Origin of the sequence: Okeania sp. SIO1H4 (genome assembly GCF_010672695.1) — a bacterium.
Taxonomy (GTDB): Bacteria; Cyanobacteriota; Cyanobacteriia; order Cyanobacteriales; family Microcoleaceae; genus Okeania; species Okeania hirsuta.
Genome location: NZ_JAAHGB010000020.1, coordinates 1 through 14,325, shown reverse-complemented (window position 1 = coordinate 14,325; position 14,325 = coordinate 1). Strand labels below are relative to the sequence as shown.

Sequence of the window (14,325 nt, the reverse complement as noted above, 5' to 3'; positions counted from 1 at the left end):
AGTCCTAAAGGAAAAACGAACCTATCGTTCATGCCTACTTATACTATATCCGTTGAATAGTGCGATAGAACTCCGTTCCGCTTACGCGATGAACAAAAACTTTCTTCTCCTTTTTCCTTCTGTTTTTCTCCTGACTCCTGAGGACTAACTCCTCCTAAATATTCAACCGGACATGATACTATCTTTTACCTTTGCAGTAACGATCGCACTCCCTCCAGATTAGCAGTATCTCTAATAACTAAGAAAATTCCTAAACCTAACAATACTACTAAACCTGTCTGCATCACATTTTCCTGAATATTCATAGGTAAGGGTTTACCTCTTACTCCTTCTATGAGTAAAAATGCTAACTGACCGCCGTCTAAAGCAGGTAAAGGTAAAATATTAATCACTGCTAAGTTAATGCTAATCAATGCTGCAAATTGAAATAATTCCCCTACATTGTCTTTAGCAATTTTTGCCCCCATATCTACAATGGCCACAGGCCCGGCAAGTTGTCCTGCTGTCTGACTAAAGTTACTAATGAGTTGTCCAAAACCTTGAACTGTTAAAACTACAATCCTTTGAAATTCATTAGCACCGACACTAAAAGCTGCAAAAATATTGTCAGGGCGATTTCGCACTATGTCTCCATTGGAAATTAGTTGTACTCCAATACGACCTTTGCCATCATCTCCTAAGTCTGGTGTGACTTCAACAAATAGCTTTTGTCCGTCACGCTCAAGCTCCATATCCAAAGATTTATTCGGATTATTTTGAATTGTTTCTACTAGGGTAGTAATAGCTTCTTTGTCTGGGCCTAATTGCCGGTCGTTAACGGATAAAATAATATCATTTGCTTTAATACCTGCTTTAGTAGCGACAGAGCTAACGTCTGTAGCAACTGCTGGAACTTTTACTCCGGGAGCATAGTTAAATTCTGGTATGCCAATGATACTCACTTGAGTAACTAATAGAAAATAAGCAAATATTAGATTGGCAATTACTCCCGCACTGAGAACGATCGCTCGGTCGAGGATAGGGCGGTTGCGTAATAGGTCTGGGTCATCTTTGGGAATTGTACTATCGGGGTCATTATCGGGAAAACCCACAAAACCGCCAAATAGAAAGCTGCGGATAGCATATTCTGTTTCTGGCCCTTGATATTTCCATAATACCGGGCCAAATAAACCGATGGAAAAACGATTAACGTGGATTTTTTGGAGTCGAGCTGCTAGAAAATGGCCTAACTCGTGAACTACAATGAGTGCGCCTAAAACTGCGATCGCTAACAATACGGACATTAGTTATTCCTGTTAAGTTTCCAATTATATAAAGTTAAACCTTTATTATAGAACCTTGATGGGATCTATTAGGCATCTCCAGAAAAGAGGGAGTAGGGAGTAGAGGGAAAGAATTGATGAATAGGAGTGCCATAATTGATTTTATTTTTGATTATTGGAGATGTCTATTTATGTACTTACAGTAGTTTTGGAGTTGATAAGGTACAAAGTTTTAGGAGTTTAGGGAATAGAGATTAATATTAAACTTTACCTCACGGTTCCTCAAAAGTGCTGTAAATATAGGTAGATGATGAATATGGGGGCAAATTTTCACCTTTTTCCCCTATTCTATTTCTCGAGTTCCTGAGTTCACAGTCCTGCTCCTTTGCTAAAAACTCCTACCTTTGTCAAGATATCAAATGGGTGCATCTCATATTTGCAAAAATACTTTTTTGCTATATATTCCCTATTCCCTATTCCCTATTGCCTGTTGCCTTTCGGAACTGTTGCCTAAAAGCGATAAATTTTTGGCTTTATTCTTGCATTGAGATGCACCCTACCAAATGACTTATATAAATGAATTTATCTTGGTTTTTGCTCTGGCTATTTTTATTATACTTTCAATACTCAGCACTCTACTTTCTTCTAGACTATTATCTATTTAGCTTTAATATCAAGTCACTTTAAATTTATATTTATATAGTAATCAGGAATAATTTTGATAGGTATTTAAGAACAATTAATATCAATCAAAATCCTGATTATATTCTAACTATTGACTCCTGACTCCTAATAAATAACCTAGTTATTTGTAGCAAATACTTATCAAATTAGCATAATACTTCAAAAATTAATTATCAGCTTTTTTTTATTTCTTCTATCTTGCCTTAGTGTGGCACAAAATTTAACTAGCTATTAGCTATTAGCTAGCCTCCTAGGTCGGAACTACGGACTTCAGCTATCAGCCTCAAAATCTGCGCATATAATTAGGTATCTGTTTGCGGAGCATTCCGGACCGAAACGCTTTTTAAGACTCCGATTTTTGACAACGTTCTAAATAAATTCGAGCTACTCGATCATTAGGGTTTTGATTCAGACAATCTTGAAATAGTTGAGCAGCTTGACTAAGTTTTTCTTGATAATAAAAAATAATGGCTTTTTCAAACAGATGTTTGGTGATTTTCTTACCCTCTAAGCATTCAGGTGGTTCGGTATCAAAAACTTCAAATACCGTCACCATTTTTGCTTTTCCTTTTACCTTGACTCTGTCAATTAATCTAATAGAATATTTTCCCGGATTTTCTAATGATATAAAAGTATAATTACTTATTAATAAAGACACATCATATTGTTTGGTTAATTGTTCTAAACGAGATGCTAAGTTTACCGTATCGCCAACAACTGTACCATCTATTCTTTGAGAACCTCCTACTGTACCTAAAATCAAATCTCCTGTATTAATTCCAATGCCAATTTTTAATGGTAGTCTTTCTGGTCTTTGTCGAGTTTTATTATATTCATGCAGTCGTTTTAACATCGAAATAGCTGCATGAACAGCATCATCCACTTTGCCTCCAAATAGTGCCATTATTGCATCACCAATATATTTATCAATAAAGCCTTGATTTTCAATTATTACCGGTTCCATTCTGGAGAGATACCCATTGATAAATTTAAAACTCTCTTCTGGAGTCATGGTTTCTAAAATTGTGGTAAAGTTGCGAATATCAGCAAATAAAACTGACATTTTATGCTCTACACTATCTCCTAATTTGACATCTGTAATATTTTGATACCCCATCAAAGATAAAAATTGATGAGGTACAAATTTAGTTGTAGCAGCAGTTAATTTTAATTCGGCTTCTAAAGCTTTTTTTAAATCAAGATTAACTTGAAGTAGTTCCTGATTCATTCGATTTTACGTTTACAGAGAAAATACAGCAACATTGTTGGTATAGAAAAATAGGCGTTCGCAGTTAGTAAATCGCTCAGAAGGTGGAGCCATACTAATGAAGTTTGCCATAAATAACAACTACCGTGAGGCATATATTGAGTTGGAGAAAAAACTGTTTTTAATAGTTCCCATATTTTCATTTTTACGATCTTAATTATGATTACTATGGAGGAGTAATTTCAGTTATCAGTTATCAGTTATCAGTACCTCATAAAAGAGCGTAAGTCTGCAAATTACTTTTCTAGAAACAGTAGATAACTAACCGGAGCTTGAGTCAACAATGTTTGACCATCCACTACCACATCGGCGCGGGCAGTACAGTTTGTCCAATCTTTAGTTACCGTCACATCAAACAACTTGGTTAATACCTCGGAGGTTTTGCGGATAATCTCTTCTGCTTTAACCTCCACCTTTTTCGACTCTGGTGGGAGTTGTTCTCTCTCCTCATCTTTGGGGTGATAGGTTCGAGAAATACCGGAAAGTAAAGCGGGTTTCTGTAAAGCTTTTTGAGCTTCTGCTAGTTCCTGCACTGACCGACTTTTGATTCCTTTTTCGGCGTTGGTAATTGGTAAAATGATTTTTTACTAGGGGTGAGACCCATCACTTACTTTGGTAAAATATATTAGAGGTATCAGAAACAGACTACTCTTAAAGTTTCATCTCTTGATTGACCAACGCCCCTTTTTCAATCGCAATAATTTGATTTAATCGTGCCATCTGAGTCCTTATGTTTTGTAATACTTGTATTATACTGTAATTTATGACAACTGTCTACCAGAATTTATTGCCAGATTTTTCTCTTTTCCTCCTTCCTTTCTTCCTTCTTCTTATAAGCTAAAATAAATTTTGTAGAGTTTAAGTAAAACAATGAGTTTAGAAAAAGATTTATTGAAGCAATATTTAAAACCTATGAAAGAAAAAGATTTATTTAAAAGTTTGAAAAAAACTGCAAAACAAGCTTCTAAGACGAATATTTCCATGGTCAAAAACTCAGATGACTTTCGTTTAAATAAAAAAGCAGAAAAGAAGATAATTTCCTCTAATTTAAAGTCATCAAACTGGTTGCGTTCTCTAATAGTTAGAAAATAATTTTACTTTCTTTAAGCTCCACAGCGACTGCTAATTTTTCTTAAATTTCAGTCTATTAAAGTAGGTAAGAGAACAGGGAAAAGGGAACAGGGAACAGGGATAAATTGATCGGATAAAACATTTTTACCCTTGGCTAATTAATGAGATTTGATATGACAAACTGAGTAAGTATTCCGCAGGAAATGTTTACCAAACTGATATGAATAAATCATTTTCCATGACCGTATTTGACATATACAAAGAAAGCTTAAAACTCAGGCAACACCAAATTTTTCCCTCCTCCCTATTCCTTGCTCTCTACCTTTTCCTTCTTTCCTCTTCCTTTCCTTCTTTCTTCTCGATCATGAGCAAAAATCCTCATCAAATTTCTTTCAATGCTGGTTTTGTAAATAAATTAACATTAGACAATGAAGATGTTGAACAATTGCTGTTAGCCAATAACATCGCTACATTATATGCAGCAATAAAAGGGCAAAAAATTAGCTTAGATTTAATAATTAAGGCATTAAAAGATAATTCACCAGAAATACAATGGAGAGCTTATACTATTTTGCAGGAAATAGAAGAACCTCAAGTTATACAGGCATTATCAGAATATCAATGGGAAGCAGCTAGACTTTTAGAATTATATGTAAATGGTAATAGAAAATTTATTAGGGCTAATTTCTGTAATGCTGAATTAACAGATGTTGATTTGAGTCGGATTAATTTAAGTTCAGCTAACCTCAAAAATTCTAACTTAAGAAATACAAATTTCAGTCATGCTAATTTGCAAAATGCTAATCTAACAGAAGCTTATTTAAGCTGTTGTAATTTCAGTCATGCTTGTTTAAAAGGGGTTGATTTTACTCATGCTTTTATGTGGGGATCTAATCTCAGTAATGTTGACTTAAATGGAATGTATTTAGTAAATATAAATTTCAGTCATGTTAATTTACAAAATACCAACTTAAGTCAAGCCAATTTAAGTTATGGTAACTTGAAAAGTGCTGATTGTTGTGATGCAAATTTGAAGAATATTATTCTCAAAAATGCTAATCTAAGTAACATTAATTTGAACAGGGTAAATTTACAGGAAGCTAACCTAATAAATACTAATTTAAGTGGGGCTAATCTTCAAGAAGCTGACCTGAAAAACGCTAATTTGAAATATGCAGAATTATGGGATGCTAATTTGAGTAGAGCTAATTTTTTTGGTGCTGACCTGAGTAATGCTAATCTAGAATCTGCAAATCTTCAGGATGCTAATTTAGAAAATAGTAACCTTGAGAATACTAATCTGGAAAATGCTAATTTAGAAGGCTGTAAATTACCGTAGATGGGAGATGGGGAGTAGAGGAGATGGGAAAAAAAGACACCTAGTGCCGCTACGCGGAAGTTAAAAGTCATGCATCTAAAAGTCAGTCATTTTTGATTTGTAATTGTTTTAGGATTTTGTAACTGGTCAGTTATTTCCGCCATCCTGCACTAGAAACAAAAATCTATTGCGCAGTTTTAGATGTGTCAGTCCACTACTATTTGATTTACTGACTCCTGACTCCTGACTCCTGACTCCTGACTCCTAGTTCCTCCGTGTATTTGTTGTCATATAATGACTACGATTAATATTTTTCCACATGACACGGAGATTTAAGTCTTGGGTATAGAACTGCGCAGCTATGTATATATAGATAATTTGCAACCTCAACACGCCGCTTATATCGGTACAGTGGCCCTTGGCTTCTTGCCCCTACCTGGGGATACCTCTCTGTGGGTGGAGATTTCACCAGGTATTGAAATTAATCGGATTACTGATGTGGCCCTCAAGTCTAATTCTGTTCGGCCTGGGGTACAGTTTGTGGAACGACTTTATGGTTTGCTAGAAATTCATTCCAGTCGTCAGGGAGATACGAAAGCTGCTGGAAAGGCTATTTTACAAGCTCTGGGGGTGGCGGAACGCGATCGCCTCAAACCTCGTATTGTCTCTAGTCAGGTGATCCGGAATATTGATTCCCACCAAGCACAATTAATTAATCGTAACCGTCGAGGCCAAATGCTTTTGGGTGGACAAACTCTCTATGTATTGGAGGTGCAACCTGCTGCTTATGCCGCTTTAGCTGCTAATGAAGCGGAGAAAGCTGCTCTCATTAATATTTTACAAATTCAAGCTGTGGGTAGTTTTGGACGGCTTTATTTGGGCGGAGAAGAACGGGATATTTTGGCAGGTTCTCGAGCAGCTTTAGAGGCCATGCAAAATGTTTCTGGTCGGGAACATTCTGAGAAAGCTCAAGAATAAAAGAAGGAAGAAGGCATCCCCCCTACCCCCCTTTGAGAGCTATTCCTGATCAGGAACTCCTGAAAATCTTGTGGCGAGAAGGGAGAAGGGAGAAATCGTCAATTTAGCTAGGCAAAACTACTTAACCTATCTAAATAAATGTGCTTTTAAATACATTTTTTCTGAGGGAAAAGCCTTTTGATGCAAGCAACATAATTTGTCTATTTTGTCAAGTTTGATGTTAAGGAAAATGTTCATAAAGCATAGCTTTGAAAGGGGGGACCGAATTTGGAAAAATCTGGCGTTATCTGACCGTATAAAATCTAGTTTTATGTATAAAAAAACATTTAGTGACTCTCTCTAGTCAAGTGTTTCTCGGAGTCATCAGGTAAACTTGTTGTTCTTCTTTCTGTGCCCTACAAATATGAGAGTTGCTATATGATAATTATGCATGAGTACTTAAAAATTTGTACATAACCAATTTTGTTAAAACTTGTTCCTTAGATAGAAATTGCTATAAATTTAACAATGTCAGAAAAACTTAAATTAATGGTTGTTGATGATGAACCTAATAATTTGGATTTAATATATCGGACTTTTAGAGGTGAATTTAAAGTTATTAGGGCAGAAAATGCTAGTTTAGCGATGGAAATTCTCGAAACTGAAGGGGAAATGGCTATTATTATTTCTGACCAAAGTATGCCAGATATGACAGGTATTCAATTTCTTAGAAAAACAAAAGATAGCTTTCCTGATACTATTCGTGTTTTGTTAAGTGGTTATGCTGAAGAACAAATAAATTGTGATGTTAATGACATAAAGCAGGCTGATATTTTTAAATGTATAGCTAAACCTTGTGCCATTCCAGAACTGAAAGTTGTCATTCAAGAATCTGTGGAATTATATAAGGCGAAGAAGGGTTTTTAACTAAGTCAGAAGTCAGAAGTCAGAAGTTAGAAGTTATTTTTGTAACGGAGATGGATGAGCAAAACTCCAAAAATATTTCGCCAATCAAGGTGGGGGTTGCGCGACCAAATTATTTTGATAACTAAGAAAGAATAAAATACTTGAAGTTTGTCAAAAGAATATAGCAATTATATTCTGATTGTCTAGAAGATATAATAGTTTTGAATTTTGTTAAAAGTAGAAAATAATATAATTTTTGACAATAGGAAATTAGCCATGAAAGTTGTTAATATTTCAAGAAATTGTTGATTATTGCCAATTAGGTAAGTTATATATATTTTGTTTTTCTAGTTTTGATGATTAACTTATTTTTAATTCAATTGATATAGATTTTAAAAGAGGAATAAGAAACGAAAAAACAGGTAATTAAAATATTCTCAAAATACTGATAACTGAATTGATGTATAAAATATAATTAAAAATTGTTAAGCTTAAGCATTATCTATAGCAGTGGAAGGAAAGGTTAGGACATATAAAAAGCTTAAAACTCAGATAACGCAAGATTTTTCCTTCCTCCTTACTTCCCTCTTCCTTCTGCTATAAGAACCAATATTAATGATTTGGCCATGAAAAACATAACTTGCTCTTAACCTAAACTTGGAGACTAATTATAAATGCTGAGATTAGAACATATAAGTAAAATTTATCCTACAGGTGTTGTTCTTAAAGATGTTAACTGGGAAGTTAAACCAGGCGATCGCATTGGGTTAGTGGGTGTAAATGGGGCAGGAAAATCTACTCAATTAAAAATTATTACTGGAGAAATAGAACCTTCTTCTGGAGAAATTATTCGTCCTGCTAGTTTAGAAATTGCCTACTTAAATCAAGAGTTTGAAGTAGACCCTAACCGTACTGTGAGAGAAGAATTTTGGAGGGTATTTAAGGAGGCAAATGAAATCCATGAATCTCTAGAAAAAGTACAGCGAGAAATGGAAACTTCTAGTCCAGAAGAGTTGGATGAATTGATACATAAATTAGACCGTTTACAACGACAATTTGAAGGTTTAAATGGTTATGGACTAGATGCAGAAATTGAGAAAATATTGCCCGAAATGGGATTTGAACCGGAAGATGGCGATCGCTTGGTTAGTGCTTTTAGTGGTGGTTGGCAAATGCGTATGAGTTTGGGTAAAATTCTCCTACAAAATCCAGATATATTATTATTGGACGAACCTACGAACCACTTAGATTTAGAAACAATTGAATGGTTAGAGGATTATTTGAAAAAATTAACTACTCCTATGGTTATAGTTTCCCATGACCGGGAATTTCTTGACCGTCTTTCGACTCAAATTGTGGAAACAGAACGAGGAGTTTCTAATACTTATTTGGGTAATTATTCGGCTTATTTACAACAAAAGTTAGAAAATCAAGCGGCACAACTGAGCACTTATGAACGACAACAAAAAGAAATAGAAAAACAACAGGCTTTTGTGGAACGTTTTCGCGCTAGTGCTACTCGGAGTACCCAGGCAAAAAGTAGAGAAAAACAATTAGAAAAAGTAGAACTTGTAGAGGCACCCGTAGCAGGATTAAGAAGTTTAAGTTTCCGTTTTCCTCCAGCACCACGTAGTGGTAGAGAGGTAGTAACAATTAAAGATTTAGTTCATACTTATGGGGAGAAAATTTTATTTTTAGGAGCAAATTTAGAGATAGAAAGAGGCGACCGGATTGCTTTTTTGGGGCCGAATGGTTGTGGGAAATCTACTATTTTGCGGATGATTATGGGAATGGAAGAACCTACAGAAGGTACTGTTAAATTAGGTAATCATAATGTTATTCCTAGTTATTTTGAGCAGAATCAAGCGGAAGCTTTAGACCTCACAAAAAATGTGATGGAAACTATTCATGATGAGGTGCCGGAGTGGAAAAATGAAGAGGTAAGAACTTTACTTGGTAATTTCTTATTTAGTGGTGAGACCGTATTTAAAAAAGTAGCTGCTTTGAGTGGGGGAGAAAAGGCACGTTTAGCTTTAGCAAAAATGTTACTTAAACCAGGTAATTTTATGTTACTTGATGAGCCAACAAATCATTTGGATATTCCAGCAAAGGAAATGTTGGAGGAGGCTTTGAAAAATTATGACGGAACTGTGGTTATTGTTTCTCACGACCGTTATTTTATTTCTCAAGTGGCAAATAAAATTGTGGAAATTCGTGATGGTGATTTTCATGTTTATTTAGGAGATTATCATTATTATCTAGATAAGATTGAGGAGGAAAAAGAGGCAGAAAGGGTGGCAAAGATTATGGCTGAAAAAGCTGCTAAGAAAGCTGAGAAAGCTGCTAAGAAGAAACAGAAGGATAAAGAGAAAGCTGCGGCTAAACGTAAATAAGGGGAGATGTAGGGGAGTAGGGGCGAACGGCCCTACAGATTTCACCCTTGATATTACTTCTTGCTTCTTCTGTAAAGGAATATACAGCAAATTCCACATTAATAAGGTATGCGTCAAAGCGGGCAAGATGCCCACACTACAAACATCTAATTGTTAATTTCTGTACCTCATATACAAAGTGCAAATTTTTCAGCTCTTCATACTCAAAGAAGGAGCGTATTTTAGGCAAGAGTTGGGCAGAACAATCTTGGGACAATTCTTACTCCTACCTCCTCGCTCATTCCCATTTCTCCTGTCTCCTGTCTCCTGTCTCCTGTCTCCTACCCCAGCAAAAAGACTTTATAAGCGCAAACCCTAATTATGTCTATTCTTATTCACTTTGAAAATATAATTTTGTTGACCTACCTCACAATATCTATGGGTTGGAAACAACCTATTGTGAGACCATCAAATTATCAAATTAATCCAGTAACAAGTCAGTTATTGACACAAAATTCTCAACCAGTCGCGGCAGAATTAACAGAGATTTTACCGAAAATCAAACAACAAACTAAAGTGCCAATTTTACTTCCGAGTCAATTATTAATTACAGGCACAGATAATCAAATTTATGTTGATGGGAAAGGTACAAATAATAGTTATGAAATAACTTTAGCTTTTGAAAAAGATTGTACTGCTAATGCTTGCTCCATTGGTTATATCAGTGGAGAAAAAGGAGGCAAACCTTTAGATGATGAATTTAGTCGAGAATTGAGTTTAGTACAAGACATTAAAGGATATTTTAGACCTTTAACTTGTGGAGCATCTTGTGCGCCTCCAATTATTGGGTGGGAATATCAAGGAGTATTCTATCGTATTTCCTTAAAAGGCGTTGGTCAAAGTCCAGAAATTGAGGGGGAGACTTTGAAAAAAATGGCTAACTCTGCCATTGAAGCAGGGGCAAGGTAATGAAGAAGGGGCGTTGCTGAATCAAGGTATGAAAATAAAAATTGAACAATCTCAAATATTTGTTATTCAATAGTTTAGCAACTACCAAAAAATACAAATCATACCCACGCATCAGCAACCCCGAAGAAGGAAGTAGCTTGGGTTAAGCGACAGCGCAACCCAACAAAAGTGAAAAATCTGACGTGGACTAATTCTCTAATTGTCGCAATTTCTCTTTTGCCCACTTCCGCAGTTTTTCGTCTGGGTCATTTTCTGCTCTGTCTTGTAATAGTGGGAGGGTTTGCGGATGGTCCGGATATTGTTTGACTATTGCTTCTAGCGCTATTTGTCGAGGGTTGGTTTGAAATTCATGTTCGCGTTGAAAGGGGTCATTGAGGACTGTGTGATCAAACAATTCTACAATTCCGGGTTGATTTTTCCAACCAGTAGCTATTTGTTTCACTGCTTCACCTCGTACTTGCCAATTCTCATCAGACTCTACCTTTTGTTTGAGTAATTCTAAAATTCCGGGTTGATTTTTCCAACCAGTCGCTATTTGTTGTAGCGCTTCAAGTCGCACATCCGAATCTTCATCAGAGTTTACCCTTTGTTTGAGTAATTCTAAAATTCCGGGTTGATTTTTCCAACCAGTCGCTATTTGTTTCACTGCTTCACATCGCACATCGGAATCTTCATCAGACTCTACCCTTTGTTTGAGTAATTCTAAAATTCCGGGTTCGTGTTTCCAACCAGTCGCTATTTGTCGCACTGCTTCCCGTCGTACTTGCCAATTCTCATCAGAGTTTACCCTTTGTTTGAGTAATTCTAAAATTCCGGGTTGATTTTTCCAACCAGTCGCTATTTGCTTCACCGCTTCCAGTCGTACATCCGAATCTTCATCAGAGTTTACCCTTTGTTTGAGTAATTCTAAAATTCCGGGTTGATTTTTCCAACCAGTCGCTATTTGTCGCACTGCTTCCCGTCGTACTTGCCAATTCTCATCAGACTTTACCCTTTGTTTGAGTAATTCTAAAATTCCGGGTTGATTTTTCCAACCAGTAGCTATTTGTTTCACCGCTTCAAGTCGCACATCCGAATCTTCATCAGAGTTTACCCTTTGTTTGAGTAATTCTAAAATTCCCTCCTCATGTTTCCAACCAGTAGCTATTTGTCGCACTGCTTCCCGTCGTACTTGCCAATTCTCATCAGAGTTTACCCATTGTTTGAGTAATTCTAAAATTCCCTCCTCATGTTTCCAACCAGTAGCTATTTGTTCCACCGCTTCACGTCGCACATCCGAATCTTCATCAGAGTTTACCCATTGTTTGAGTAATTCTAAAATTCCCTCCTCATGCTTCCAAACAGTAGCAATTTGTTTCACCGCTTCACCTCGCACATCCCAATTCTCATCATACTCTACCCATTGTTTGAGTAATTCTAAAATTCCCGGTTTACCTTTCCAACCAGTAGCAATTTGTTTCACCGCTTCACGTCGCACATCCGAATCTTCATCAGAGTTTACCCTTTGTTTGAGTAATTCTAAAATTCCGGGTTGATTTTTCCAACCAGTCGCTATTTGCTTCACCGCTTCCAGTCGTACATCCGAATCTTCATCAGAGTTTACCCTTTGTTTGAGTAATTCTAAAATTCCCTCCTCATCTTTCCAACCAGTAGCTATTTGTTGTAGCGCTTCCAGTCGCACAAACTCATTCTCATCAGATACTACCCATTGTTTGAGTAATTCTAATATTCCCGGTTTACCTTTCCAACCAGTAGCAATTTGTCGCACCGCTTGACGTCGTACATCCGGATGTTCATCAGAGTTTACCCTTTGTTTGAGTAATTCTAATATTCCCTCCTCATGTTTCCAACCAGTCGCTATTTGTGTCACCACTTCACGTCGCACAAATTCATTATCATCAGACTCTACCCATTGTTTGAGTAATTCTAAAATTCCGGGTTTACCTTTCCAACCAGTCGCTATTTGTTTCACCGCTTCACCTCGTACTTGCCAATTTTCATCATACTCTACCCATTGTTTGAGTAATTCTAAAATTCCGGGTTTACCTTTCCAACCAGTCGCTATTTGTTGTAGCGCTTCCAGTCGCACAAACTCATTCTCATCAGAGTTTACCCATTGTTTGAGTAATTCTAATATTCCCTCCTCATGTTTCCAACCAGTCGCTATTTGTCGCACTGCTTCCCGTCGTACTTGCCAATTCTCATCAGAGTTTACCCATTGTTTGAGTAATTCTAAAATTCCCTCCTCATGTTTCCAACCAGTAGCTATTTGTTGCACCGCTTCACGTCGTACATCCGGATGTTCATCAGATACTACCCATTGTTTGAGTAATTCTAATATTCCCTCCTCATCTTTCCAACCAGTCGCTATTTGTTGCACCGCTTCACGTCGTACATCCGGATGTTCATCAGATACTACCCATTGTTTGAGTAATTCTAAAATTCCCTCCTCATCTTTCCAACCAGTAGCTATTTGTTGCACCGCTTCACGTCGTACATCCGGATGTTCATCAGATACTACCCATTGTTTGAGTAATTCTAAAATTCCCTCCTCATCTTTCCAACCAGTAGCTATTTGTCGCACCGCTTCACCTCTTACATACGAGTCACTATCAGAGTTTACCCTTTGTTTGAGCCAAGTATAAGTTTTTTGCTCATCCCTCCAAGTTGTAGCCACCACTTCCACCGCTTGAGTACGAATTTCACGAACTAGCTTTGCTTCATCGCTATAAGATCCATAATAATAACCAAGGTCATACCCAGTCAAATCTTTTAACCTATTTAATAACCGAAACCCCACATCACCAATACCATGACGACTCCTAACTTCAAACAAACACTTACCAGCCAAAAATAAATTCAGAAACTTTTCCTCTTCCCCCTCTTGCTCCATCAAATAACTAATAACTTCCCCCACAAACTTAGCATCTATCATCCCTGCAATTAACCGCAAAACCTCATGCCATGTTTCATCCCGCCAATGCTTACCAAAAACATCCTCAATCAATTCATCTTTATCAATTTTCTGTTCTTTTTCAAACTGCCAAACAAACTCCCTAGCACAAAAATATTCCAAAAAAGTTCGATGCACAAAAGCATAATATTCAGCTCCAACAAAACACAAAATAAAATTCCGACTCCGTAACTGTTCCATCAAAGCTCTAGCCACAGTTCTGGCATCATTAATATCTACACTTTTTAGATACTCCCAAATAATCTTTTCTAAATCATCTCCCAAAATCAAATTACCAGCCAAACCAGCAATATTTCCCTGCATAAAAAAAGCAACCTGACGCAAAATTGCCTGTTTATCTTTATAGTCAATAGTAATCGGGTCAATTTTCGCATCAACTAATGCTCTTTCCATATCCCATTGATGTAATAAAACCCGGGAAGCTTGATTATAAAGTTCGGCTCTATCTCTCGGCAATTCTTGATTCCGATTTAGAATAGCCATCATTGTTAATAACAGAGGATTTCCCGACAATTCTTTAATAGCTGGAGAATCCTTAATTGCCC

General features: G+C 36.6%; 11 protein-coding genes. 6 read left to right on the top strand and 5 right to left on the bottom strand.

Annotation, left to right across the window (positions count from 1 at the left end; genetic code table 11):
- Positions 1-185: 185 nt before the first annotated feature.
- From rseP to F6K06_RS15710, 4 genes are all read right to left on the bottom strand, one after another.
- Entirely contained in the window at positions 186-1,283 is a 1,098-nt protein-coding gene (rseP, locus tag F6K06_RS15725) for an RIP metalloprotease RseP (protein ID WP_124146602.1), read from the bottom strand.
- 1,006 nt (positions 1,284-2,289) lie between these two features.
- Positions 2,290-3,174, bottom strand: a complete 885-nt coding sequence (locus F6K06_RS15720) for an adenylate/guanylate cyclase domain-containing protein (protein ID WP_124146603.1) — start codon at positions 3,172-3,174, stop codon at positions 2,290-2,292.
- Positions 3,171-3,356 carry a hypothetical protein gene (locus F6K06_RS15715; protein WP_124146604.1) on the bottom strand — a complete coding sequence of 62 codons (186 nt, stop codon included), beginning with the start codon at positions 3,354-3,356 and terminating at the stop codon, positions 3,171-3,173. Before F6K06_RS15715 ends, F6K06_RS15720 begins: the two co-directional genes overlap by 4 nt.
- Positions 3,357-3,449: 93 nt before the next feature.
- Complete coding sequence (locus tag F6K06_RS15710) at positions 3,450-3,746, bottom strand: hypothetical protein (RefSeq protein ID WP_240039124.1); 297 nt, start codon at positions 3,744-3,746, stop codon at positions 3,450-3,452.
- Positions 3,747-4,083: 337 nt separating this feature from the next.
- Between F6K06_RS15710 and F6K06_RS15705 the strand changes: the two genes are divergently transcribed.
- From F6K06_RS15705 to F6K06_RS15680, 6 genes are all read left to right on the top strand, one after another.
- Positions 4,084-4,305, top strand: coding sequence for a hypothetical protein (locus F6K06_RS15705; protein ID WP_124146605.1), 222 nt, complete (start codon positions 4,084-4,086; stop codon positions 4,303-4,305).
- 343 nt (positions 4,306-4,648) lie between these two features.
- Positions 4,649-5,623, top strand: a complete 975-nt coding sequence (locus tag F6K06_RS15700; RefSeq protein WP_161564657.1) for a pentapeptide repeat-containing protein — start codon at positions 4,649-4,651, stop codon at positions 5,621-5,623.
- A gap of 318 nt (positions 5,624-5,941) precedes the next feature.
- Complete coding sequence (locus tag F6K06_RS15695; protein WP_124146607.1) at positions 5,942-6,580, top strand: hypothetical protein; 639 nt, start codon at positions 5,942-5,944, stop codon at positions 6,578-6,580.
- A gap of 507 nt (positions 6,581-7,087) precedes the next feature.
- Positions 7,088-7,486, top strand: coding sequence for a response regulator (locus F6K06_RS15690; protein ID WP_124146608.1), 399 nt, complete (start codon positions 7,088-7,090; stop codon positions 7,484-7,486).
- Between the two features lie 653 nt (positions 7,487-8,139).
- Positions 8,140-9,858 carry an ABC-F family ATP-binding cassette domain-containing protein gene (locus F6K06_RS15685; RefSeq protein ID WP_124146609.1) on the top strand — a complete coding sequence of 573 codons (1,719 nt, stop codon included), beginning with the start codon at positions 8,140-8,142 and terminating at the stop codon, positions 9,856-9,858.
- Between the two features lie 360 nt (positions 9,859-10,218).
- The gene (locus F6K06_RS15680; protein WP_124146610.1) at positions 10,219-10,806 is read left to right on the top strand and encodes a hypothetical protein; all 588 of its coding nucleotides are present in this window, start codon (positions 10,219-10,221) and stop codon (positions 10,804-10,806) included.
- Positions 10,807-10,993: 187 nt separating this feature from the next.
- Here the strand turns inward: F6K06_RS15680 and F6K06_RS15675 are convergent.
- The coding region (locus F6K06_RS15675; protein ID WP_287239552.1) for a HEAT repeat domain-containing protein at positions 10,994-14,325 on the bottom strand (3,332 nt) is incomplete at its 5' end.

Coding starts and splice junctions, on each gene's coding strand:
- F6K06_RS15690 (WP_124146608.1), top strand. CDS start 7,088: ATGTCAGAAAAACTTAAATTAATGGTTGTTGATGATGAACCTAATAAT.
- F6K06_RS15720 (WP_124146603.1), bottom strand. CDS start 3,174: ATGAATCAGGAACTACTTCAAGTTAATCTTGATTTAAAAAAAGCTTTA.
- F6K06_RS15715 (WP_124146604.1), bottom strand. CDS start 3,356: ATGAAAATATGGGAACTATTAAAAACAGTTTTTTCTCCAACTCAATAT.
- F6K06_RS15700 (WP_161564657.1), top strand. CDS start 4,649: ATGAGCAAAAATCCTCATCAAATTTCTTTCAATGCTGGTTTTGTAAAT.
- F6K06_RS15685 (WP_124146609.1), top strand. CDS start 8,140: ATGCTGAGATTAGAACATATAAGTAAAATTTATCCTACAGGTGTTGTT.
- F6K06_RS15705 (WP_124146605.1), top strand. CDS start 4,084: ATGAGTTTAGAAAAAGATTTATTGAAGCAATATTTAAAACCTATGAAA.
- F6K06_RS15680 (WP_124146610.1), top strand. CDS start 10,219: ATGTCTATTCTTATTCACTTTGAAAATATAATTTTGTTGACCTACCTC.
- rseP (WP_124146602.1), bottom strand. CDS start 1,283: ATGTCCGTATTGTTAGCGATCGCAGTTTTAGGCGCACTCATTGTAGTT.